Genomic DNA, 23,472 nt, shown 5'->3' with positions numbered 1-23,472 from the left:
TCCTCGCGGGAAGCCTTACTTGAGGTGCCGCCCGCCGTTGACGGTCAGGGTAGTGCCGGTGACATAAGGGTTGTCGAGCAGATAACGCAGGCTCTGGTAGACCACCTCGCAACCGGGCTCGATGCCCAGGGCGGACTTGGCCAGGGCCTTGGCGCGGTAGGCCGCGTCGTCGTCGGGATTGAACATTAACAGAGCCGGGGCGATGCCGTTGACCTTGATCGTCGGGGCATATTTCGCCGCGAAGGACAGGGTCAGGCTGTCGAGGCCGGCCTTGGTGGCGCAATAGGCGATGTGCTTGCTGCTGCCGCGGCGGGTGACGTCGTCGCCGATGTGCACGATGTCGGCGGGGCTGGACCGCCGCAGCAGGTCGGCGCAATGCAGGTTGATCAGGTAGGGCGCGAGCATGTGCACGCTGAACATGTCGGCGAAGGCCGCGCTTTCCTGGCCAGGTGTTTCTTCCAGCCATTGCGAGGCGTTGTGCACGATCGCCCGCAGGCTGTCGGTGTGGTCGTGCAATTGGCTGATGAAGGCCTGGATCCCGGCTTCGCTGGAGAAGTCGGCGAACAGGGCAGTCGCGCCACGCTCGCGCAAGGCCTGCACGCCCGGGCGTTCGGTGCGGTAGCTGACGATCACCCGGTGACCCTCTTCCAGCAGGCGCAAGGCGCAATGCAGGCCGACACGCTGGCCGGCGCCGGTGATCAGGATCGGGGCAGGGGAAGTAGTCATGAACGGCTCGCGTCGCAGGTAGAGCAAAACTATATACCAGCGTGCGGTGTAGCGTGCCTGTCAGTGTCCATCGCGAGCAGCTCGCTCCCTGTAGGAGCGAGCTTGCTCGCGATGCTGGCGGCGCGGTGTATCGGCCGGGCGCGTTTCAATGATTCTGCGCGGAAGGCGCCGTCGGTAGCGGACGGGCCGGCGTGCCGTTCAACCAACCGGACAACAGGTGGGTGGACAGCGGAATGAACCAGTAGACCATCAGCGGCGTCAGGGCCAGGGTGCTGACGAGCACGCGCGGCACCAGGCTGAGTTCGCCCAGCAGCGGGTTGAGGATGAAGTTGAAGATCAGCGACACCGGGAAGAACGCCAGCCAGATGGCCACCGCCTGCTTCCAGCGCGGTGGACGCTGGCCGACTGCGCCGAACCAGCCGTCTATGCCACTGACCCGGTGTTCATGGGGATGGGCGAACAGGTCGCTGCCGCGGGCCAGCCAGGCGGTGCGCGAGGCGGAGTGTTCCCAGACGTGCAGGGTCTGCTCGTCGGCGAAGCGGAAGATGATCTGGAATTCGTCATCGTCGGGCGGCGGGGCGAGCACGCCGGAGCCGAGATAACCGGGGAAGTCGGTGGCCAATTGTTCGCCTTCGCGCAGCCAGGCGATCAGGTCCTGGTAACGGCCATCGGCGACACGCCGGGCGACCATCAGGGTGACGGGTGAGGTAGACATTATGTATCTCCGTAAAACCAATGCGTTGCCTGGGTAAGGCAGTACGCCGGACGCAGCACCGGGGTATTGGGCTGCGTCTAGGAAGCAAGCAAGGATTATTCCTGATTGTGACAAATACACCAGAGGCAGCGGTCGCTTTGCCCTGTATTGAGGAACTGTCACCGATGGGGGGTAGAATGGCTGTCACTTTATCCATCGGTGTTTTCTGCCCAGATGCCCGTCATTACTGAACTTGCCCGCCCGGCACAGCCCCTCGACCCAGCCTCGCAGGACGATCTGTTTCCAATCCGGGAAGTTTCACGGCTCACGGGGATCAACCCGGTGACCCTGCGGGCCTGGGAGCGTCGTTATGGGCTGATCCAGCCGACGCGCACCGAAAGTGGGCATCGTTTGTATTCGATGCACGATGTCGAGACAGTCCGCGAGATCCTCGGCTGGATCGACCGTGGTGTCGCGGTCAGCAAGGTCGGCAAGATCCTCGCCAAGACCCGGGCCGCCCGCGAGGCACCGCAGGCCATGCCGGGCGCCAGCGAATCGGACGATTACCTGCAGTGGCAGGGGCAACTCAAGCGGGCAGTCGGCGGGTTCGACGAACCGCATCTGGAGCGGCTGTACGGCCAGATCTTCTCCAGCTATTCGCTGTCGGTGGTGTTCCAGGACATCCTCATGCCGTTCTGGCGGCAGCTGGCGCAGCACCAGGAACCTTACGGCCACACCAGCGAATGGCTGTTCTTCGATCAGTTCCTGCGGTCGCGAATCTCCCAGCGCCTGCTGTCGCAGCGCGGCAGCCAGCCGCGCCCGGTGCTGCTGGCGGCGCTTGCCGGGCAATGCCGGGAGCTGGAGTTGCTGGTGGCGGCGCTGATGCTGGGCAGTGCCGAGGTGGAAGTCCGGGTGCTGGCGCTGGGGCAGCCGTTCGACGAACTGACCCTGGTCTGCGAAAAGATCAAACCCCAGGCGCTGGTGCTGTTTTCCAATCACGCCCCGGCGCCGGAGCTGCCTCGGCGCTTGAACCGCCTGGCGCTGACCCTGGAGTGTCCGCTGATGCTGGCGGGGGATGTTGCCGAATTGGCCCAGGACAGCCTGAGCGCTTCGCCGGTGGGCTGTCTGGGCAATGACGGGTGTTTGATGATGCAGCGTCTGCGGCGGTTTCTCAGCGGTACGCTCGATACCTGAGCTCATGCCCAGGCAGGGAAAAGCGCGACCTCAGACGTGCAGGTTGGGGTGGGCCAGGCGGTGCTGTTGCAGGATGAACTGGCGCAGGCGCTCGGTTTCATCCTGGTCGCTCTGGTTCAACCTATAGGCATAGAAGCCAGCGTCGGTCTGGCGTTCGAGGCGGCCACGCAGGGCGATGCGCTCGTAGCCGGATGGGCTGAACCACTGGGCGAACTGCTTCGGCGCTTTGGTCCGGTTGCGGATTTCCAGCAACACGCTGTTGAACGACACCTCATGCACCCACAGCGCGGTGGGCTGCCCCTTGGCGTTTTCCAAGGCCACCGGCTCCGCCAGGGTCAGGCGCCATGGGCGGACCCTCGGCCCGTCCTCGAAGATGCTCGGCACGCCCAGGCGCAGATGCAGGGCGTGGAATTCGTCTTCCACCAGGTGCAGGGGAAAGGTCATCTGCTGGTTTTCAAAGTGCGCCTGGATGGTCACCTGCTCGTTGGCCGCCAGGCGGGTGAGCAGGTCGCGGATCTGTGAGCCCCCGTTGACCAGCAGGCTCGAGTTCGCATCCCGCACGTTGAGTTGCGGGTTGTGCTGCATGGTCTGAATGAAGTCCAGTTCATCCTGGGTGAGGAGAGCGTCACGGCGCATGATGTTGCTCGACGGAGAAAGTGACAAAATCATTGGTGATTAAGCGTACTGACAACTAATTCGGCATCTTGTTAGAGCCGCTCGTCGCCTGGAAAACGGCGAGTTCCGCGCGGGCTTCGGCCAGCTCTTTTTCCACCTGCGCCAGCCGTTGCTGGGCCCTGACCTGGGCCGTCACATCTTTCTGCACACCGACAAAATAGGTCAACTGGTCGCTTTCGTTGAACACCGGAGTGATCGACAGCTCGTTCCAGAAGTGACTGCCGTCCTTGCGGTAGTTGCGCAGCACCTGGCGGCAGGGCTGGCCGCTATCCAAGGCCTGGCGGATCAGCGGGATTCCCGGCTGGTCACGGTCGCCCGATTGGAGAAAGCGGCAGTCCTGATAAAGCACCTCGTCGGCACTGTAGCCGGTGAGTCGTTCGAACGCCGGGTTCACGTAGATAATGATGTTGTCTTCGCCTTCCTGTTCGGCGACGACAATCCCGTCATTGGAGGCGTTGATCACCAGTTGCAGCAGGTGGGCGTTGATCATCGGAAGCTTCCGCAAGCGATCGGCAGGTGGCGGCAATTCTAAGACATGGCGCGAAGCTGTCCACTGGCCATTACTGGTAAATCGCGCTACAAGGCTGGATTTTTTCGTGCAACTGTTAATATCCCAGTCTTTTACTCAGCTTCAGGAACAGATTGATGAAAGTCGCCATCCTTTCCGGCTCGGTGTACGGCACGGCTGAAGAAGTCGCCCGGCACGCCGCCAAGCTCCTCAATGCCGCAGGTTTCGAGGCCTGGCACAACCCGCGCGCGACCCTGGCGGATGTCCAGGCGTTCGGCCCCGAGGCTTTCCTGGCCGTGACCTCGACCACCGGTATGGGCGAGCTGCCGGACAACCTGCTGCCGCTGTATTCGGCCATTCGCGATCAACTGCCGGCGGCCTGGCGCGGTTTGCCCGGCGCGGTGATCGGCCTGGGCGATTCGAGCTATGGCGATACCTTCTGTGGCGGTGGCGAGCAGATGCGCGAGCTGTTCGCCGAGCTGGGCGTGCGGGAAGTGCTGGAGATGCTGCGCCTGGATGCCAGCGAAAGCGTGACCCCGGAAACCGACGCCGAGCCTTGGCTGGCCGAACTGATCAGCGCTCTGCGCGGCTGACCGGACGCTCGCGCAGCAGCGCCAGCCAGGCTTGCGCGGCCTTGGACAGATAGGCGCCCTGACGCCAGATGAAGGCGATGTCCCAGCGCAGGTAGTCGGGGGCTTTCAGCGTCAGGCGCACGACGCCTGGCCGGACCAGGCCGCGCGCCACCACGCTGGGCAACAGCACCACACCTTGCCCGGCGGCCACCAGGGCGGCGAGAAAGTCCGCCTGGCCGCTGCGCCCACCTTCCTTCGGGGTGAACCCCACCTGCTGACAGGCCTGCAACAACCGGTCGTTGAGCACAAAGCTGCGCTGGTAAAGCAGGAACGGCGTGTCCGCCAGTTCCTCCAGGCGCACCTGGGCCTTGATCGCCAGCGGATGATCGGCCGGTAGCAAGGCATCCAGCGGTTCGTCGCAGAAAGGCTGGTAGGCGAAGGTCGGATCCTTGGGCGTCAGGCTGCCGCCGATCTCCAGCTCACCGTTGAGCACCGCCTGCTCGATATTCAGGCTGCCGCCTTCCAGCAGCTGCACGCTGATGTTCGGATAGCGCCGGCGGTACTCGGCGAACAGGCTGGCAAACAATGCGTCGCTGCCCAGCAAGGGCAGGCCCAGGCGCAATTCCCCGCGGGCCAGTTGGCTCAGGTCGTCCAGTTCGCTGAACAGCTCGTTGCGCAGGCGCAGCATGCCTTCGGCGCGTTGCAGCACCACAGTGCCGGCGGCGGTGAGGTGAATGTGCGAGCCTTGGCGATCCAGCAGCGGTGTGCCCAGGCTCTGTTCCAGCTGGGCGATCTGCTTGCTCACCGCCGACTGGCTGATGTGCAGGGTCTTGGCGGCCTGGGTGAAGCCGCCTTGCTGAATCACTTCGACAAAGCTGCGCAGCTGTTTGAAGTCCATGTTTGGGTCCCTGCTCTGAATTCCATTCTGGAATGACTTCCAGTCTAACAATTCGCTTCGGTGATGGCAGGCGCTTGCATAAAATGCAGGCCTGCGAGGACCGAATTCCATGAACGCTTCCACCTTGAAACACTTGGGTCGCCTGTTATCCGAACTGGCGGTGTTGCTGGCCATTTATCTGTTCGGCTGCCAGCTGGCCGGGTGGCTGGCGTGGCCGATTCCTGGCGGGGTGATCGGCCTGGCCTTGCTGCTGTTGGCGTTCGCCCTGGGCTGGGTCAAGCCAGCGGCGTTGCAGATGGGCGCGGGTCTGCTGATGGCCGAGATGCTGCTGTTCTTCATTCCGGCGCTGATGAGCCTGTTGGACTACGGTGGCCTGCTGCGCCAGGACGGCTGGCGGATCCTGCTGGTGATTGGCGTCAGTACGCTGATGGTGATGCTGGTCACCGCGTTCACAGTGGAATGGGTGTGCCGCTGGAGAATGCGCCATGACGCTTGAGCCCATGCCGATGTTCTGGCTGTTGCTGACACTCGCGGCTTATCTGTTCAGTCGCTGGATCTACCGGCGCACCGGCCGCTACCTGCTGTCGCCGCTGATCCTGGTGCCGGCCCTGTTGCTGGCGATCGCCGTGCCGCTGCACACCGCCTATGCCGAATACTCCGCCAACACCCATTGGCTGATGCTGGTGCTGGGACCGGTCACTGTGGCCTTCGCGGTGCCGATCTGGCAGCAGCGGCAGCTGTTGATGCGCCATTGGTCGGCATTGCTCCTGGGCATGCTGGCGGGCAGCGCGGCGTCCATCGCCAGCTCCTTCGGACTGGCGCGGGTGCTGGCCCTGGACAGCTCGGTGACCATGTCCCTGGTGCCGCGTTCGATCACCACTCCCTTTGCCATGCCGCTGGCCCATGACCTGGGTGGCGTGCCCGAACTGACGGCAGTGTTCGTGATGTTCACCGGGGTGTTCGGCGCCATGCTCGGCGGTGTCCTGCTCAAGTGGCTGCCGCTGCGCAGTGCCCTGGCTCGCGGTGCTTTGTTCGGGGTCGGCGCCCACGGCGCCGGGGTCAGCCGCGCCCATGAAGTGGGTGGGGAAGAGGGCTCGGTGGCGGGGCTGGTGATGGTTCTCACGGGCCTGCTGAACCTGTTCGCCGCTCCTTTATTGGCGTCGTTGCTTTGACGTTACCCGCACCCTTTTGAATTAAAGCGACCAATGACTCGCTCGGTCAGTAAGCTGGCTGGCAATGCAACTACCTGAATTCGGGTGGCTGACTAGACTGATCTCCACGTCCAAAAAAAATAATAAAAACTGCCGTCACTGAGGTCCTTGCCGTGAGCCTATCCTCCGTTCAGCCGACATCGAGTGTGAAAGACCTGGTCAGCGCCGCCGAATGGCAAACCCGCGTCGATCTTGCCGCCTGCTATCGCCTGGTGGCGATGCATGGCTGGGACGATCTGATCTTCACCCACATCTCCGCCAAGGTCCCTGGCACCGAAGATTTCCTGATCAACCCGTTCGGCCTGATGTTCCATGAGATCACCGCCTCCAGCCTGGTGAAGGTCGACCAGGCCGGCAACAAGCTGATGGACAGTCCCTACGAGATCAACCCCGCCGGCTACACCATCCACAGCGCCGTGCACGAAGTGCGGCACGATGTGGCCTGCGTGCTGCACACCCATACCGCGGCAGGGGTCGCGGTGTCCGCGCAGCAGCAGGGAGTGTTGCCCATCAGCCAGCAGTCGCTGTTCGTGCTGTCGAGCCTGGCCTATCACGCCTATGAAGGCGTGGCCCTGAACCACGAGGAAAAGGCCCGGCTGCAGGCCGACCTCGGCGACAGCAATTTCCTCATGTTGCACAACCACGGTCTGCTGACCTGTGGTGGCACCATCGCCGACACCTTCCTGATGATGTTCACCTTCCAGCGCGCCTGCGAGATCCAGGTGCTGGCGCAGAACGGTGCGGCGCAGTTGATCGCCATCGAGCCGCAGATTCTGGCCGGGGCCAAGGCGATGATCGCCGGGGTCACCAAAAGCGCTCAAGGCATGGGCGGTGCGCTGGCATGGCCGGCACTGCTGCGCAAACTCGATAAACAAGACATGGGTTATAAACTCTGATGCCTATTGCCGAGATTCCTCTGTGCGTGTGGCGCAAGCGCGGACATAGTTTCGTGTTTCGCGGCCATGCCATTCGCTACTGGACCGCAGGGCAGGGCGAGCCGCTGCTGCTGATCCACGGCTTTCCCACCGCTGCCTGGGACTGGCATTACCTGTGGCAACCCCTGGCCCAGCGCTATCGAGTGATCGCCTGCGACATGCTGGGGTTTGGCGATTCGGCCAAGCCGCGGGACCACGAATACAGCCTGTTGGAGCAGGCGGACCTGCAACAGGCCTTGCTCGAACACCTGGGGGTCGATACCCCCGTGCACCTGCTGGCCCACGACTATGGCGACAGCGTCGCCCAGGAAATGCTCGCCCGGCACTACGAAGACCGCTGCAACCTGGCCAGCTGTGTCTTCCTCAATGGCGGCCTGTTCCCGGAAACCCATCGTCCGGTGTTGACGCAGAAGCTGCTGCTCAGCCCGCTGGGCTGGATGCTCGGCCGCGCCTTCAGCCGTGAGGGGCTGGCCAGGAGTTTCAGCCAGATCTTCGGCCCGCAGACCCGGCCCAGCGAAAGCGCCCTGGACGATTTCTGGAGCCTGGTGGAGGCCAATAACGGCCCGCGGATCCTGCACAAGCTGATCGGCTACATTCCCGAGCGCCGGGTGCAGCGCGACCGCTGGGTGAGTGCGATGCAGCGCGGCGAGGTGCCGCTGCGGGTGATCGACGGCGCGGTGGATCCGATTTCCGGGGCGCACATGGTCGAGCGTTACTGCGAACTGATTCCCAACCCGGATACCGTGCTGCTGGCCGGTATCGGTCACTACCCGCAGAGCGAAGCCCCGGTCCAGGTGCTCAAGCACTATCTGGCCTTTCGCGACAGCCTGGAGTTTCCACCACGGAAACTGGCCTGCTCCTGAGAGCCCGAGCTGTCCGTAGTGACCGCGGTTCTGCGACCTTGGCCTGTGCGCGCCAGGCGCTGATGCGCCCTGCCATATCGTTACCCCTCGATCATCCCCCTGCCTTATTGCGCACCATTCAGCTTCAGCCGTGTTTATTGTGACCGCCAGCCGCGTGCCTGACACTCGAAGCCATTGTCCGTCTGTTGTCCATCTGGCCTGTGGGAGTTCGGTATGAGTGAGTCTGTGCGCTTCGAGAATAAAGTCGTGATCGTCACCGGTGCCGGCGGCGGTCTGGGGCAGGCTCACGCATTGCTGTTCGCCAGACACGGGGCGAAGGTGCTGGTCAACGACCTGGGCGGCTCGACCCAGGGCGAGGGCGCCAATGCCTCGGCGGCGGACCGGGTGGTGGCGCAGATCCGCGAAGCCGGCGGCATCGCCGAGGCCAACCACGACTCGGTGACCGACGGCGACAAGATCGTACAGAACGCCCTGGATGCTTTCGGCCGCGTAGATGTGGTGGTGAACAACGCCGGCATCCTGCGCGACAAGACCTTCCACAAGATGGAAGACGCCGATTGGGACCTGGTGTACCGGGTCCATGTCGAAGGCGCCTACAAGGTGACCCGCGCCGCCTGGCCGCACATGCGCGAGCAGGGTTATGGCCGGGTGATCTTTACCGCGTCCACGTCCGGCATCTACGGCAACTTCGGCCAGTCCAACTACGGCATGGCCAAGCTCGGCCTTTACGGCCTGACCCGCACCCTGGCCATCGAAGGCCGCAAGAACAACATCTTGGTCAACGCCATCGCGCCAACCGGCGGCACGCGGATGACCGAAGGGCTGATCCCGCCGCAGGTGTTCGAGCAACTCAAGCCCGAGCTGGTCAGCCCGCTGGTGGTGTACCTGGGCAGCGAGAACTGCCAGGAGACGTCCGGCCTGTTCGAAGTCGGCGGCGGCTGGATGGGCAAGGTGCGCTGGGAGCGCAGCCTGGGCCTGGGCTTCGATCCGCGCGAAGGTTTCTCCCCGGAAGATGTCGCCGCCAACTGGCAGCAGATCTGCGACTTCGAAGGCGCGGCGCACCCCAAGGACAATATCGAAGCCTTGAGAGAGATGATGCAGAACCTGCAGAAATACACGATCTGAAGCAGCCTGCCAGCCGACCCGTACAGCCGCGGTCTGCGCGGCTGTACGCCTGATGCGTGGGTCACTATGCTCGTCGAACATCGACCGCATAAGGACCCGCAGCCCATGTACGAATCCAAGACCCAGCCGCTGTTATCGCGCTTGCTGTTTCTGCGCCGCTTGTTTCTGCACGTCCTGGCCACCCTGGGCCTGATCGGTATCTCGCTGTTGCTGGGGATTGCCGGGCATCTGTATTTCGAGCCGGATGTCAGCGGCTACGACGCCTTGTTCAACGCCGCGATGATGCTCGGCGGCATCGGGCCCGCGGCCATGCCCGCCACGGCGGGGGGCAAGCTGTTCTTCGCCAGCTACGGCCTCTATACCAACCTGGTGTTCGTTGCCGCCTTCGGCCTGATCCTGGCGCCGGTGGCCCATCGTCTGTTGCATCGTTTCCACTGCGAACCCGACGAGCCCAAAGGTTGAAATGCCTCCCTGTAGGAGCGAGCTTGCTCGCGAAGAACGTCAACGATGATGCGGTGTGGTGATGAAGCGCCGCTTTGCGGCTATCGCGAGCAAGCTCGCTCCTACAGGCATAAAAAAGGCCGCTGCAAGGCAGCGGCCGAAGGAAGACGTTAGATCAAGGAGCAACAAATCAACGTCAGTGAACACCCGGTGAAGATCTGAATATCCTTGCTTCAAACCTTCTGAATCCTTGTGCCCCCAAGGTGGCGTGATCACACCTCTGGGCGACTCTGCGTGGCGGTTTGCCGTGAGAGCGAGGCCAGAATAAGGGCTGGCTGCTCAATGAAAAATAGCGATTGCCGACAAGGACTGTTACAGCCTGGGCAATAGTAGTGCACAGCGCGCGGACCTGCCCGGCAAGGGCGCAATCCATCCACCTGATACCCGTCCATCCAGCCCGTCGATGTGCCGCGCAAAGGCCCGGCTGAAGGGGGCATTCATCCTTTCGAGCGACAACGCGAATACCTCCTTGGTGCGCTTATCGCTCCTGTGCGCCGGCAGTAGGGTGAGGCCTTCTGTCACTCACCGGGGAAGACGCATGACAAAAACAACAATGCGCGCCATCTTCACACCGCGGGCGCTGGCCGTCGCGGTGGCCTTGGGGGGCTGCGCCCAGGCGCAGGCCGTTTCATTCAACATCGGGGAGATCGAGGGGCAGTTCGATTCTTCGCTGTCCATCGGCGCCAGCTGGGGCATGCGCGATGCCGACAAGGACCTGGTGGGTGTGTCCAACGGCGGTCGCGGGCAGTCCTCCACCGGCGACGACGGGCGCCTGAACTTCAAGAAGGGTGAGACCTTCTCGAAGATCTTCAAGGGCATCCACGACCTGGAACTGAAGTACGGCGACACCGGCGTCTTCGTGCGTGGCAAGTACTGGTACGACTTCGAACTCAAGGACGAAGACCGCGAGTTCAAGCCCATCAGCGACCACAACCGCAAGGAGGGCGCCAAGTCTTCCGGCGGGCAGATCCTCGACGCCTTCATCTATCACAACTACTCCATCGCCGACCTGCCGGGCACTGTGCGCGCCGGTAAGCAGGTGGTCAGTTGGGGCGAGAGCACCTTCATCGGCAACTCGATCAACAGCATCAACCCGATCGACGTCTCGGCGTTTCGCCGCCCGGGTGCCGAGATCAAGGAAGGCCTGATCCCAGTGAACATGCTGTTCGCTTCCCAGGGCCTGACCGACCAGCTGACCGTGGAAGGTTTCTATCAGCTGGAGTGGGACCAGACCGTGGTCGACAACTGCGGCACCTTCTTCGGCAACGATGTGGTGGCGGACGGCTGCACCACTGGCTACACCGTCGGCAGCCCGGCGATCCGGCCGCTGCAACCGATTGCCGCGGCGTTTGGCCAGGGCTTCACCGTAGCCCCCGAAGGCGTGGTGATCGGCCGCGCCGGCGACCGCGATGCCCGCGACTCCGGGCAGTGGGGCACCGCCCTGCGCTGGCTCGGCGACGACACCGAGTACGGCCTGTACTTCATGAACTACCACGCCCGCACCCCGACGGTCGGCACCATCACCGCCGGCAGCAGCACCCTGGCGAGCATCCCGGGGATCGTCAGCACCGCCAACAGGATCGCCCCGGGCACCGGTTCGGCCCTGGCCCAGAGCGTGATGCTCGGTCGTGGCCAGTACTACCTCGAATACCCGGAAGACATCCGCCTGTACGGCGCCAGCTTCTCCACCACGCTGCCCACCGGCACCGCCTGGACCGGCGAGATCAGCTACCGGCCCAACGCCCCGGTGCAGGTCAACACCAACGACCTGACCCTGGCCCTGGTCAACCCCATCGCCGGTGGCCTGGCGTCGCCGGTGAGGACCTCGGCGGGGGCCGACAACACCGGTTACCGGCGCAAGGAAATCACCCAGGTGCAGAGCACCCTGACCCAGTTCTTCGACCAGGTGCTGGGCGCCGACCGCCTGACCCTGGTGGGCGAGGCGGCGATCGTGCATGTCGGTGGCCTGGAGTCGAAAAGCCAGCTGCGCTACGGCCGCGACTCGGTCTACGGCCAGTACGGTTTCGGCGGCGATACCGAGGGTTTCGTCACGGCCACGTCCTGGGGTTATCGAGCCCGGGCGATCCTCGATTACAACAACCTGATCGCCGGGATCAACCTCAAGCCCAACCTGTCCTGGTCCCACGACGTCCACGGCTACGGGCCCAACGGCCTGTTCAACGAAGGCGCCAAGGCGGTGAGCCTCGGAGTCGATGCCGACTACCGCAACACCTACACCGCCAGCCTCAGCTACACCGACTTTTTCGGCGGCGACTACAACACCCTCAAAGACCGCGACTTCCTCGCGTTGAGCTTTGGCGTGAACTTCTGACCCGACCCAGGAAGGACAACTTTATGCGCAAGACGATTTTGCAATGCGGTGCTCTGGCCTTGACCCTGCTGGCGGTCAACGTGATGGCGGCGGTCACCCCGCAGGAAGCGGACAAGCTCGGCACCAGCCTGACCCCGCTCGGCGCGGAAAAGGCCGGCAATGCCGACGGCTCGATCCCGGCCTGGACCGGCGGCATCGGCAAGAACGCCGGGGCGGTGGACGCCAAGGGCTTCCTCGCCGACCCGTTCGCCAGCGAGAAGCCGTTGTTCACCATCACCGCGGCGACTGTCGACAAGTACAAGGACAAGCTGTCCGACGGCCAGGTGGCGATGTTCAAGCGCTACCCGGAGACCTACAAGATCCCGGTCTACCCGACCCATCGCACCGTCGGCCTGCCGGCGGAAATCTACGAGTCGGCCAAGCGCAGTGCCTTGAACGTCACCGCGATCAACGACGGCAACGGCCTGGCCAATTTCACCGGCAACCGCTACTACGCCTTCCCGATTCCGAAGAACGGCGTGGAAGTGTTGTGGAACCACACCACCCGTTATCGCGGCGGCAACCTGCGCCGCATCATCACCCAGGCCACGCCGCAAACCAATGGCAGCTACACGCCGATCCGCTTCGAGGAAGAGGTGGCGGTGCCGCAGCAGATCCCGGACCTGGACCCGGAAAAAGGCGCCAACGTGCTGACCTTCTTCAAGCAGGCGGTGACCGCTCCGGCGCGCCTGGCCGGTAACGTGCTGCTGGTGCACGAAACCCTCGACCAGGTGAAGGAACCGCGCCTGGCGTGGATCTACAACGCCGGCCAGCGCCGGGTGCGCCGCGCCCCGCAAGTGGCCTACGACGGGCCGGGCACCGCGGCCGACGGTCTGCGCACCTCGGACAACTTCGACATGTTCTCCGGCGCGCCGGACCGCTACGACTGGAAGCTGGTGGGCAAGAAGGAGATGTACATCCCCTACAACAGCTACAAGCTGGATTCGCCGAGCCTCAAGTACGACGACATCATCAAGGCCGGGCATATCAACCAGGACCTGACCCGCTACGAGCTGCACCGGGTCTGGGAAGTGGTCGGCACGGTCAAGCCGAGCGAGCGGCATATCTACGCCAAGCGCCACATGTACATCGACGAGGACAGCTGGCAGGTGGCCCTGGTGGATCACTACGACGGTCGCGGCCAGCTGTGGCGGGTGGCCGAAGGGCATGCGCAGTTCTATTACAACGCCCAGGTGCCGGCCTACACCCTCGAAGCGCTGTACGACATCATCGCCGGGCGCTACATCGCCCTGGGGATGAAGAACGAAGAGAAGCACAGCTTCGAGTTCGGCTTCGCCGCCAAGGCTGCCGACTACACCCCGGCCGCCCTGCGCGCAGCCGGCGTTCGGTAAGGCCCGGGATACAAACGATGGCAAAAGGCGACCGATCGGTCGCCTTTTTTATGGGCGCGGATCAGCGCGCTGAATACTTCTCAACAAGCACCGGCGACAAGGCTAGGGTGAGGGTACGCAGGCTAAAACTATAAAAAAGGCACGCCGCAATGACCGCCATGACCCCCTGTCCTGGATTCCTGCCCCGTTTGTCCTCCCACCACCTGTCCCGCAGCCGTCTGAGTGCCCCGCTTCTGGCATCGCCGACGCGGGTAAAACTGCTCTGTGCGCCGGCCGGCAGCGGCAAGACGGCCTTGCTTGCCGAGTGCCTGTTGCAGGCGCCGGTCGAATGCCGGGTGTGCTGGTTGCCCCAGGCCGGGGCGGTGCAGACACCGGCGCAACTGTGCGGCGAGCTGGCGCGGGCGCTGGGCCTGGCCGCATCGGACGAGGCTGCGGTGCTGGACCACCTGGCGCATGTGCAGAGCCCGACCTGGCTGTTCCTCGACGACTACTGTCGGGTCGCCGCGCCGCAGCTGGACTTGCTGCTCGACCGCCTGCTGGCGATCGGCAACCCGGCGCTGACCTGGTGGCTGGGCGGTCGCCGCCGGCCGCAATGCAACTGGCCGCGGCTGCTGCTCGACGACCAGCTCTACGAATGCACGGGGCCCGAGCTGGCCTTCACCCAGGACGATATCGAGCGACTGCTGCAACAGTTGCCGCAACCCTTGTCGATCCACACTGCCAGCCGGATTTTCCAGCGCAGTGCCGGCTGGTGCGCCGGCGTGCGCATCGCCCTGCTCGAAGGCAGCGACCTGGCGGCCGCGCCGTGCCGACAGGGGCGGCCCAATACCCTGCTGGAATACCTGGAGCACGAGCTGTTCAGCGTGTTGCCGGCGGAACTGTCCGAGGTCTGGCATGTGCTGGCGCACCTGCCGCGCTTCAATGCAGCCTTGTGCGAGCACCTGTTCGGCGCCGGGGAGGGCGCCCACTACCTGCGGGCGTTGCAGGAGCTGGGCTGCTTTATCGAACCCTGGGACCCTGCGCCGGAGTGGCTGCAAGTGTTCGCCCCTTTGGCCCGGCTGATGCGCGACGAGCCCTGGCCGGCGGGACGCTCCTGGCATCGCCGCGCCTGCCAGTGGTTCGCCGCGCAGGAGGACTGGCAGGCGGCGTTCGAGCAGGCATTGCTGGCGCAGGAATACGAAGTGGCGGTCAGCCTGTTGCAGCACTTCAGTTTCGAGCAACTGTTCGAGCAGCAGAACGTGGTGTTGCTGTTGCGTCTGCATGAGCAGCAGGGCGACGAGTTGCTGCTCGGCAGCCCGCAGTTGGTGGGGCTGTTGACGGCGGCCTTGCTGTTCGCCGGGCGCTTCGACCAGGCGCAACATTGTGTGGCGCAGATGGCGCGTTTCGCGCCGCAGCCGACGGCCTCCGGGCAGCGGCAGCTGGTGGCGCGCTGGCAGGCGCAGCAGGGCTGGTTGCTGCATCTGCAAGGGTTGATGGAGCCGGCGCGGATGCATTTTCTCGAGGCGCTGACCGAACTGCCGGCCCATGCCTGGCCGATCCGCCTGCTGTGCCTTTCGGGGCTGACCCAGCAGGCCTTGCTCAGGGGCGAGCTGGACGTGGCGCAGATGCTCAGCCGCGAGGCACTGTGCCTGGCTCGGGCCCAGGATTCATTGGTGTTCGAAGCGCTGCTGGAGCTGGACCATGCGCAGTTGCTGGAGCAGCGTGGGGCGCCCCACAGGGCGCAGAGCCTGCTGGATGAGGTGCAGCAATTGTTGAGTCGCCAGGCTTATCGGGTCGGCCCGCTGCTGGGTCGGATCGCCTTGCGTCGCGGGCGCCTGGCCTTGCGTCAGGGCCAGGCGGAACAGGCCGCCGGGCATTTCCAGAACGGGCTCGAGCTCTGTCTGCTCAGCCATGACAAACGCGCCTTGTACGGATTTCTCGGCCAGGCATTTCTCGCCGCCAACCAGGGCGATTACGCCTATGCCTTTGTACGCTTGCGCGATGCCGAGCGACTGATGCAGCAACGGCAGATTCCCGACACTGTGTACCGCGCCGTGCTGCTGCAGGTCAGCAGTGTGTTCTGGTTGCAGCAGGGGCGGCCGGAATTGGTCCAGGAGGCCTTGAGGCGGGTGCTGCGTCACTACCGCGGGCCGCAGGCGCGCCAGGCGCCACCGGCCAGCCTCGAGCTGATTCCGCGTATCGAGTACCTGCTGGTGCTGGCCGAGGTCTACCTGCAGCGCGCCGAGGCACCTGTGGCAACTTTGCAGCGCCTGCTCGAACAGGCCCGGCAACGAGGCATGCTGTGTTTGCAGACCGAGTTGCACCTGGCCCTGGCCGAGGTCGCTTTCCTGCTGGGGGATCGGGCGTTGTCCGCCCGTGCCTTGCAGGAGGGGCTGGAGCTCGGTGCGCGGTGCAACCTGCACCAGGCGTTGCATGAGTTGCGCCTGCGTCAGCCGCGGATGTTTGACCTCCAGCCGATGGCCGAACCCGAAGCGCCTATGCCGCTGCCGGCGGCAGGGGAGAGCCCGCTGAGCCAGCGGGAACTGGAGGTGCTGCAACTGATTGCACTGGGCAGCTCCAACCAGCAGATCGCCGAGCAGCTGTTCATTTCCCTGCACACGGTGAAAACCCACGCGCGGCGCATTCACAGCAAGCTCGGGGTGGAGCGCCGCACTCAGGCAGTGGCCAAGGCCAAGACGTTGGGGTTGATGTCGTAGCCGCAGCCCGAGGCAGCGGCTACAGGTTCAGGGTTGGTAGCCCATGCGCCAGCTTACCGCCTGGGACGCCGCCAGCAGGCGTTGCGCCGCCGGGCCGTTTTCGTCGGCGTGGAACAGCGAGGTCGGGCCGACCACCGTCAGCACGGCGGCGACCTTGCCGGTGGCGTCGAACACCGGCGCCGACAAGGCATCCACGCCGGGCATCAGCAGGCCGTGCACATGGTGCAGGCCGCGCTGGCGAATCAGCTCGCACAGGGCGGCATACACCTGATCGTCCGCCAGCGCATGGGGCGCGTGGGCCTTGAGTTCCTGTTCGCGCAAATCGACGGTCTCGCGGTTCGGCAGGTAGGCGCCGAACACCAGCCCGGTGGACGAGCTGAGCAGCGGCAGCACCGAACCCAGTTGCGTCACCACCGTCACCGCGCGCACGGCGGGTTCGATATGCACCACGGTCGCGCCCTGGTTGCCCCATACCGCGAGAAAGCAGGTCTCGTTCAACTCATCCCGCAGCTCGGCCAGGGGCAGGGCGGCGACCTTCAACACGTCCATGCTGCCCAGCGCCGCCATGCCCACCCGCAAGGCCTCGCGGCCCAGGCCATAGTGGTTGGTGGCGGTGTTCTGTTCGGCGAAACCGCTGGCGATCAGCGCTTGCAGATAACGGTGGACCTTGCTCGCCGGCATCTGCACGTGTTCGGCCAGGCGTGACAGCGAGGTGGCGGGCGACAGCTCGGCCAACGCCTTGAGGATGTCGGTGCCGACCTCGGCCGAGCGGACTTTCTGTTTACCGTTGCTATCGCTGGTGCTGCGCGGCTTTTCCATGGAGGCGGTGTGATCCCGGGACGAATGGGCGTCTTTATAGCTTGACGGTCAATACCAATCAAATTACGTTATCCGTAATTGGATTACGATAAAAATAACGCAGGCGTGCCCAGAGCTCTTCCCATGGAGTCGCAGGCCGCTGCCAACTCCACTTCCAGGAGGCTCCATGAACCTCGATTCCACGGCGTCCGGGCTTGCGTACCAGTCGGGCTTCGGCAACCAGTTTTCCAGCGAGGCCTTGCCAGGCGCCTTGCCCGTCGGCCAGAACTCCCCGCAAAAAGCCCCCTACGGCCTCTACACCGAACTCTTCTCCGGCACGGCCTTCACCATGGTCCGCAGCGAAGCGCGGCGCACCTGGATGTATCGCATCCAGCCATCGGCCAACCACCCGGCGTTCGTCAAGCTGGATCGCCAGCTGGCGGGCGGGCCGCTGGGCGAAATCACGCCCAACCGGTTGCGCTGGAACCCGCTGGATATTCCGAGCGAGCCCACCGATTTCATCGACGGCCTGGTGAATATGGTCGCCAACTCGGCGGCGCAGAAACCGGCCGGGATCAGCATCTATACCTATCGCGCCAATCGCTCCATGGAGCGGGTGTTCTTCAACGCCGACGGCGAGTTGCTGCTGGTGCCCGAACAGGGCCGCCTGCGTATCGCCACCGAGCTTGGGGTACTGGAAGTCGAGCCGCTGGAGATCGCGGTATTGCCTCGCGGCCTGAAATTCCGCGTCGAGCTGCTGGACCCGCAGGCCCGCGGCTACATCGCCGAAAACCACGGCGCGCCCCTGCGCCTGCCCGACCTGGGGCCGATCGGCAGCAACGGTCTGGCCAACCCGCGGGACTTCCTGACCCCGGTCGCCCACTACGAAGACCTCAAGCAGCCCACTACCCTGGTGCAGAAGTTCCTCGGCGAGCTGTGGGGCTGCGAGCTGGATCATTCGCCGCTGAACGTGGTGGCCTGGCACGGCAACAATGTGCCGTACAAATATGACCTGCGCCGTTTCAACACCATCGGCACCGTCAGCTTCGACCACCCGGACCCGTCGATTTTCACCGTGCTGACCTCGCCCACCAGCGTGCACGGTCTGGCCAACCTCGACTTCGTGATCTTCCCGCCGCGCTGGATGGTGGCCGAGAACACCTTCCGGCCGCCGTGGTTCCACCGCAACCTGATGAACGAATACATGGGCCTGATCCAGGGCGCCTACGATGCCAAGGCCGAAGGTTTCGTACCCGGCGGCGCTTCGCTGCACAGCTGCATGAGCGCCCATGGGCCGGATGGCGAAAGCTGCACCAAGGCCATCAACGCCGAGCTGCAACCGGCCAAGATCGACAACACCATGGCCTTCATGTTCGAGACCAGCCAGGTGCTGCGCCCGAGCCAGTTCGCCCTGGAGTGCCCGCAATTGCAGAACGACTACGATGCTTGCTGGGCCTCGCTGCCCGCCACCTTCAACCCGAATCGGAAATAACCCATGAATCAGCCAACCATCACCCGCAGCTGGGTTGCCTCCGCCAACGATCATGCCGACTTCCCGTTGCAGAACCTGCCGCTGGGGGTGTTCAGCCACAAGGGGTCGGCGCCACGCAGCGGCGTGGCCATCGGCGAGCACATCTTCGACCTGGAAGCGGCGCTCGACGCCGGGCTGTTCGAGGGCCTGGCCAAGGCCGCGGTGGAAGCCACCCGTGGCGGCCAGTTGAATGCCTTTTTCGAACTGGGCCGCTCGGCCCGCGTCGCCCTGCGCGAGCGCCTGCTGGAGTTGCTCGGCGAAGGCAGCAGCCTGCGCGGCAAAGTCGAGGCCCAGGGTGCGAAGCTGCTGCCCCTGGCCGCCCATTGCCAGATGCACCTGCCGGCGAAGATCACCGACTACACCGACTTCTATGTCGGCATCGAGCACGCGCAGAACGTCGGCAAGCTGTTCCGCCCGGACAACCCGCTGCTGCCGAACTACAAGTACGTGCCGATCGGTTACCACGGTCGCGCCTCCACCATCCGTACTTCCGGTGCCGACGTACGCCGTCCGAAAGGCCAGACCCTGCCCGCCGGCCAGAGCGAGCCGACCTTCGGCCCATGCGCGCGGTTGGACTACGAGCTGGAACTGGGTATCTGGATCGGTCAGGGCAACGAAATGGGCGAGCCGATCGCCATTGGCGATGCCGCCGAGCACATCGCCGGCTTTTGCCTGCTCAACGACTGGTCGGCGCGGGATATCCAGGCCTGGGAATACCAGCCGCTGGGCCCGTTCCTGTCGAAAAGCTTCATCACCAGCATCTCGCCGTGGGTGGTGACGGCCGAAGCCCTGGAGCCGTTCCGCCGTGCCCAGACGCCACGTCCCGAAGGCGACCCGCAGCCGCTGTCGTATCTGCTGGACAAGCGCGACCAGGCCGCCGGTGGTTTCGATATCGAACTGGAAGTGCTGCTGCTCACCGAGAAGATGCGCGAGCAAGGCTTGCCGGCCCACCGCCTGACCCTGAGCAACACCCAGTACATGTACTGGACCGTGGCGCAGATGGTCGCCCACCACAGCGTCAACGGCTGCCAGTTGCAGGCCGGCGACCTGTTCGGTTCGGGCACCCTGTCGGGCCCGCAAAGCAACCAGTTCGGCAGCCTGCTGGAGATCACCGAAGGCGGCAAGAAACCGATCGAGCTGGCCTCCGGCGAAGTGCGCAAGTTCCTCGAGGACGGCGACGAAATCATCCTGCGCGGCCGCTGCCGCCGCGAAGGTTTCGCCTCCATCGGTTTCGGCGAATGCCGCGGCAAAATCCTGCCTGCCCGTTAAGAAGAGGTGCGCGTCATGGAGCTCTATACCTACTACCGCTCGACCGCTTCCTACCGGGTGCGCATCGCCCTGGCGCTCAAGGGCCTGGATTACCAGGCGCTGCCGGTCAACCTGCTGGTTCCCGCCGGCGGTGCCAACCGCCAGCCGGAATACCTGCGGATCAACCCCCAAGGCCGCGTGCCGGCCTTGCGCACCGATGACGGCGAGCTGCTGATCCAGTCGCTGGCCATCATCGAGTACCTGGAGGAACGTTATCCACAGGTGCCGCTGCTCTCCAAGGAGCTGGCGGCCCGTGCCCACGAGCGGGCGGTGGCGTCGCTGATCGGTTGCGATATCCATCCGCTGCACAACTCCAGCACCCAGAACCTGCTGCGCCAGTGGGGCTACGACGAGACCCGGGTGCTGGAGTGGATCGGCCACTGGATCGGCAACGGCCTGGCGGCGGTCGAGCAATTGATCGGCGAGCAGGGGTATTGCTTCGGCGAGCAACCTGGGTTGGCCGACACCTTCCTGATTCCCCAGCTGTATGCCGCCGAGCGCTTCAAGGTGCCGCTGGACGCCTACCCGCGGATTCGCCGGGTCGCCGCCCTGGCCGCCGAACACCCGGCGTTCCAGAAGGCCCATCCGGCCAACCAGCCTGATACACCTGCCTGACCTGTGTAGCCGCTGCCGTAGGCTGCGATCGCCCCAAAGGGGCGTGGATCTTCNGGCCTTCGGCCTTATCGCAGCCTGCGGCAGCGGCTACAGGAGACAGGCCCGCGGGAGCCGCTCGCTCCCGCGCCCGAAGATGTACCCAAGACCGATCATTGCCGCCCAAGAGCAATGACGGTCTGCCGGCTCCCATAACCATAAAAACCAGCAGGTACCTTGCGATGCACAATCAGATTGCCAGCTTCCGGGAGGCGCTCGACGCTCGTCCCGTGTCGCGTTATCAGTGGTTGCTTCTTCTGCTTCTGGCCCTGTTGCTGGTCACCGACGGCTACGACGCCCAGGTGCTGGGTTATGTGGTGCCGGCCCTGGCCCAGGACTGGGGCCTGGAGAAAGCCGCGTTCGGCCCGGTGTTCAGCGCCAACCTGCTGGGCCTGACCCTGGGCTCGCTGGCGGTGACGCCGTTGGCGGACCGTTTTGGCGTGCGGCGCATCCTGCTGGCCTGCGTGCTGATCTACGCCAGCCTCACCGTGATGATGGTGTTCGCCGATTCGCTGAACAGCCTGATGGTCGCGCGTTTTATCTGCGGCATCGGCATGGGCGGGGCGATGCCCAGCGCCATGGCGCTGATGTCGGAGTACTCGCCGCCGCGCCTGCGTACCCTGATGGTCACCCTGGCCGCCTGCGGTTTCTCTTTCGGTGGCGCGGCCGGCGGTTTTGTTGCCGCGGGCTTCATCGACAGCTTCGGCTGGCAGGCGGTGTTTCTCGCCGGCGGTGTCACGCCGTTGCTGCTGTTCCCGTTCCTGGTCTGGTTCCTCCCTGAGTCGCTGCCGCGCCTGCTGCGCGATCAGCCGCCTTATGCACGCCTGCGCAAGGTCACTGCGCGCATGTTGCCGGACTGGCAGCCACCGGCCGCCTCGGCCGCGCAGAACCAAGCCGAGCAGGGCAGCAAGCTCACGGTGATCGAGTTGTTCCGCCACGGTTATGCGCGCCCGACGCTGCTGATCTGGTCGACCTTTTTCGTCAGCCTGATCCTGCTGTATTTCATGATCAGCTGGTTGCCGTCGCTGTTGTTGGAAAGCGGCCTGGGCCTGAACGAAGCGAACCTGGTGACCTCGATGTTCCTGTTCGCCGGTACCCTGGGGGCGATCTGCATGGCCTGGTTCGCCGACCGCCTGAAACGCAAGGTGCGGCTGCTCTCGGCGGTGCTGGCCGGCGCAGCGCTGTGCACCATTCTGCTGGGCCTGAACCACGACAACCCGCGCTACCTGGTAGCCTTCGTCTTCGCCGCCGGCTTCTGCATCATCGGCGGCCAACTGACCCTCAACGCCTTCGCCAGCAACTTCTACCCGGCCCACGTACGCGCCACCGGCACCGGCTGGGCCCTGGGTGTCGGCCGCTTCGGCTCGATCCTCGGACCGCTGTTCGGCGGCCTGCTGCTGGCGATGCACATCCCGGTGCAGCAGATCTTTTTCTTCTGCGCGATTCCGGCGGTGATTGCGGCGCTGCTGATCATCCAGGTGCGCTCGCCCGAAGGCCTGCCAGCGAGCACGCCCGAGCCCCTGGACTCGCTGGCCGCGAAGCTCGCCCGCGACCAACGCTGACCCTTGCCCCTGTAGGAGCCTTGCTGCCGATAGCGTCCGGCCTGACCACCGCGTCGCCTTCATCGCCGGCAAGCCTGGCTCCTACAGAAACCCCACCCGTCTTCTGTAGGAGCGAAGCTTGCTCGCGATAGCGTCCGGCCTGATACACCGCGTCGTCTTCATCGCCGGCAAGCCTGGCTCCTACAGAAACCCCACCCATCTTCTGTAGGAGCGAAGCTTGCTCGCGATAGCGTCTGCCTGACACACCGAGTCGCCTTCATCGCCGGCAAGCCTGGCTCCTACAGAAACCCCGCCCGCCTTCTGTAGGAGCGAAGCTTGCTCGCGATGGCGTCCGGTCTGGCCCACCGCGTCGCCTTCATCGCCGGCAAGCCTGGCTCCTACAGAAACATCGTCCGTCTTCTGTAGGAGCGAAGCTTGCTCGCGATGGCGTCCGGTTTGGCACCCCGCGTCATGTCCAGCGTCGGCAAGAATGGGGGCTGTCAGTGCACGATGCTGTTGGGCGGCAGGTGCCCCAGGCGTTCGGTCAGGCGCAGGCGCTGGATCGGGTCTTCGCTGAGCAGCAGGGCGTGCTCCAGGTCGAAGCGTTCGGCGTTGGGGCAGTCCAGGTGCTGGTAGAGGCTGGCGCGGGCCAGGTAGTCGGAGGCGCTGCCGTTGCCCAGTTCCAGGACCCGCTCGGCATCGATCAGCGCATTGAGGTGGTCGTCGTGGCTCAGGTGCAACTGGCGCAGGTTGCGCGACAGGCGCTGGAGCATCTGCTGTGGGCTGGCCGTGGCCAGGTGCTCGGCGGTCAGCTTGATGTTCGGTCCGTACTGGCGCTCCAGCAGTTCACGGCAGTCGTTGGGGTACAGGCGGCGCCCACCGCAGGGATCGAGCAGGTGATCGGCGCCGGGCACGCGCAACAGAAAGTGCCCGGGGAAGTTGACCCCGACCATGGGGATTTCCAGGCGCCGCGCCAGCTCCAGGGCGATCAGCCCCAGCGCCAGCGGTTGCCCGCGCCGGGTGTGCAGCACTTTGTCCAGCAGCGCCGCCTGCGGGCGCAGCGGCAGGAACTCGTCCTGCTGGAAACCCAGGTCGTTCATGCGCCGCAGCAGCGGCTGGCCCAGTTCGCTGACCGGCAGCAGCGGCAAGCCGGAGCTGACCCGCTGTTGCAGCTCCTTGAAATCCTGCAGCAACTGCTCGGTCGATACCTCTTTGTCGTGCTCGGCGGCGATCCACAGCGCCGCCTCGAAAAACGCGGGCGGGGACTGTTGCAGGCAGGCGAAAAAAGCTTGGCGCGGGTTCATTGAAATCTCCGGCGAATG

At 64.7% G+C, this 23,472-nt stretch carries 22 protein-coding genes; 15 read left to right on the top strand and 7 right to left on the bottom strand.

The window, feature by feature from the left end:
• Positions 1-15: 15 nt before the first annotated feature.
• Together folM and ACTJKT_RS03845 are read right to left on the bottom strand one after the other, a co-directional pair.
• Positions 16-726: a dihydromonapterin reductase gene (gene folM / locus ACTJKT_RS03850; RefSeq protein WP_440786255.1), complete on the bottom strand. Its 711-nt coding sequence runs from the start codon at positions 724-726 to the stop codon at positions 16-18.
• Between the two features lie 145 nt (positions 727-871).
• A complete protein-coding gene (locus tag ACTJKT_RS03845) occupies positions 872-1,441 on the bottom strand; it encodes an antibiotic biosynthesis monooxygenase (protein WP_440786254.1) in 570 nt (189 codons plus the stop codon).
• Positions 1,442-1,654: 213 nt separating this feature from the next.
• Here ACTJKT_RS03845 and ACTJKT_RS03840 point away from each other — a divergent pair, with 213 nt between their 5' ends.
• Positions 1,655-2,614: a MerR family transcriptional regulator gene (locus ACTJKT_RS03840; RefSeq protein WP_440786253.1), complete on the top strand. Its 960-nt coding sequence runs from the start codon at positions 1,655-1,657 to the stop codon at positions 2,612-2,614.
• Between the two features lie 30 nt (positions 2,615-2,644).
• Here the strand turns inward: ACTJKT_RS03840 and ACTJKT_RS03835 are convergent, their stop codons facing one another.
• The gene (locus ACTJKT_RS03835) at positions 2,645-3,250 is read right to left on the bottom strand and encodes a hypothetical protein (RefSeq protein ID WP_440786252.1); all 606 of its coding nucleotides are present in this window, start codon (positions 3,248-3,250) and stop codon (positions 2,645-2,647) included.
• A 55-nt stretch (positions 3,251-3,305) separates the two neighbouring features.
• A complete protein-coding gene (locus ACTJKT_RS03830) occupies positions 3,306-3,779 on the bottom strand; it encodes a PAS domain-containing protein (protein ID WP_440786251.1) in 474 nt (157 codons plus the stop codon).
• A gap of 155 nt (positions 3,780-3,934) precedes the next feature.
• Here ACTJKT_RS03830 and ACTJKT_RS03825 point away from each other — a divergent pair, with 155 nt between their 5' ends.
• Positions 3,935-4,390: a flavodoxin gene (locus tag ACTJKT_RS03825; RefSeq protein WP_016701722.1), complete on the top strand. Its 456-nt coding sequence runs from the start codon at positions 3,935-3,937 to the stop codon at positions 4,388-4,390.
• On the opposite strand, the gene ACTJKT_RS03820 is transcribed toward ACTJKT_RS03825, so the two are convergent.
• Complete coding sequence (locus ACTJKT_RS03820; protein ID WP_440786250.1) at positions 4,371-5,267, bottom strand: LysR family transcriptional regulator; 897 nt, start codon at positions 5,265-5,267, stop codon at positions 4,371-4,373. The two genes, ACTJKT_RS03825 and ACTJKT_RS03820, sit on opposite strands and share 20 nt — an antisense overlap.
• Before the next feature lie 109 nt (positions 5,268-5,376).
• Between ACTJKT_RS03820 and ACTJKT_RS03815 the strand changes: the two genes are divergently transcribed.
• From ACTJKT_RS03815 to ACTJKT_RS03775, 9 genes are all read left to right on the top strand, one after another.
• The gene (locus ACTJKT_RS03815) at positions 5,377-5,763 is read left to right on the top strand and encodes a CidA/LrgA family protein (RefSeq protein WP_007929806.1); all 387 of its coding nucleotides are present in this window, start codon (positions 5,377-5,379) and stop codon (positions 5,761-5,763) included.
• The gene (locus ACTJKT_RS03810; RefSeq protein WP_025806455.1) at positions 5,753-6,439 is read left to right on the top strand and encodes an LrgB family protein; all 687 of its coding nucleotides are present in this window, start codon (positions 5,753-5,755) and stop codon (positions 6,437-6,439) included. The genes ACTJKT_RS03815 and ACTJKT_RS03810 overlap by 11 nt, the downstream gene beginning before the upstream one ends.
• A 152-nt stretch (positions 6,440-6,591) precedes the next feature.
• On the top strand, positions 6,592-7,374 hold the full coding sequence (locus ACTJKT_RS03805; RefSeq protein WP_440786249.1) for a class II aldolase/adducin family protein: 783 nt from the start codon (positions 6,592-6,594) through the stop codon (positions 7,372-7,374).
• Positions 7,374-8,276, top strand: a complete 903-nt coding sequence (locus ACTJKT_RS03800) for an alpha/beta fold hydrolase (RefSeq protein ID WP_440786248.1) — start codon at positions 7,374-7,376, stop codon at positions 8,274-8,276. Before ACTJKT_RS03805 ends, ACTJKT_RS03800 begins: the two co-directional genes overlap by 1 nt.
• 213 nt (positions 8,277-8,489) lie before the next feature.
• Complete coding sequence (locus tag ACTJKT_RS03795; RefSeq protein WP_025806458.1) at positions 8,490-9,401, top strand: SDR family oxidoreductase; 912 nt, start codon at positions 8,490-8,492, stop codon at positions 9,399-9,401.
• A 105-nt stretch (positions 9,402-9,506) separates the two neighbouring features.
• Complete coding sequence (locus tag ACTJKT_RS03790) at positions 9,507-9,863, top strand: hypothetical protein (protein WP_440786247.1); 357 nt, start codon at positions 9,507-9,509, stop codon at positions 9,861-9,863.
• Between the two features lie 577 nt (positions 9,864-10,440).
• Positions 10,441-12,234, top strand: coding sequence for a DUF1302 domain-containing protein (locus tag ACTJKT_RS03785; protein WP_440786246.1), 1,794 nt, complete (start codon positions 10,441-10,443; stop codon positions 12,232-12,234).
• Between the two features lie 23 nt (positions 12,235-12,257).
• The gene (locus tag ACTJKT_RS03780) at positions 12,258-13,625 is read left to right on the top strand and encodes a DUF1329 domain-containing protein (RefSeq protein ID WP_440786245.1); all 1,368 of its coding nucleotides are present in this window, start codon (positions 12,258-12,260) and stop codon (positions 13,623-13,625) included.
• 149 nt (positions 13,626-13,774) lie between these two features.
• Complete coding sequence (locus ACTJKT_RS03775; protein WP_440786244.1) at positions 13,775-16,321, top strand: LuxR C-terminal-related transcriptional regulator; 2,547 nt, start codon at positions 13,775-13,777, stop codon at positions 16,319-16,321.
• A 27-nt stretch (positions 16,322-16,348) separates the two neighbouring features.
• Here ACTJKT_RS03775 and ACTJKT_RS03770 read toward each other — a convergent pair whose 3' ends face one another.
• Positions 16,349-17,140: an IclR family transcriptional regulator gene (locus ACTJKT_RS03770; RefSeq protein WP_440786243.1), complete on the bottom strand. Its 792-nt coding sequence runs from the start codon at positions 17,138-17,140 to the stop codon at positions 16,349-16,351.
• Between the two features lie 166 nt (positions 17,141-17,306).
• Between ACTJKT_RS03770 and hmgA the strand changes: the two genes are divergently transcribed.
• The 4 genes from hmgA (at position 17,307) to ACTJKT_RS03750 (ending at position 22,171) form a co-directional block, all read left to right on the top strand.
• Positions 17,307-18,611, top strand: coding sequence for a homogentisate 1,2-dioxygenase (gene hmgA, locus ACTJKT_RS03765; protein WP_025806463.1), 1,305 nt, complete (start codon positions 17,307-17,309; stop codon positions 18,609-18,611).
• A 3-nt stretch (positions 18,612-18,614) separates the two neighbouring features.
• Positions 18,615-19,919, top strand: a complete 1,305-nt coding sequence (gene fahA / locus ACTJKT_RS03760) for a fumarylacetoacetase (RefSeq protein WP_440786242.1) — start codon at positions 18,615-18,617, stop codon at positions 19,917-19,919.
• 15 nt (positions 19,920-19,934) lie between these two features.
• Entirely contained in the window at positions 19,935-20,573 is a 639-nt protein-coding gene (maiA, locus tag ACTJKT_RS03755) for a maleylacetoacetate isomerase (RefSeq protein ID WP_440786241.1), read from the top strand.
• Between the two features lie 218 nt (positions 20,574-20,791).
• On the top strand, positions 20,792-22,171 hold the full coding sequence (locus tag ACTJKT_RS03750; protein WP_440786240.1) for an MFS transporter: 1,380 nt from the start codon (positions 20,792-20,794) through the stop codon (positions 22,169-22,171).
• Between the two features lie 479 nt (positions 22,172-22,650).
• Here the strand turns inward: ACTJKT_RS03750 and ACTJKT_RS03745 are convergent, their stop codons facing one another.
• On the bottom strand, positions 22,651-23,454 hold the full coding sequence (locus tag ACTJKT_RS03745) for a SirB1 family protein (protein ID WP_440786239.1): 804 nt from the start codon (positions 23,452-23,454) through the stop codon (positions 22,651-22,653).
• Between the last annotated feature and the right edge of the window lie 18 nt (positions 23,455-23,472).

It is taken from the genome of Pseudomonas sp. 22526 (assembly GCF_052044735.1).
In the GTDB taxonomy this organism is placed as follows: Bacteria; Pseudomonadota; Gammaproteobacteria; order Pseudomonadales; family Pseudomonadaceae; genus Aquipseudomonas; species Aquipseudomonas piscium.
The sequence above is the reverse complement of the archived record's forward strand: the minus strand, read 5'-3'. Positions and strand labels throughout refer to the sequence as shown.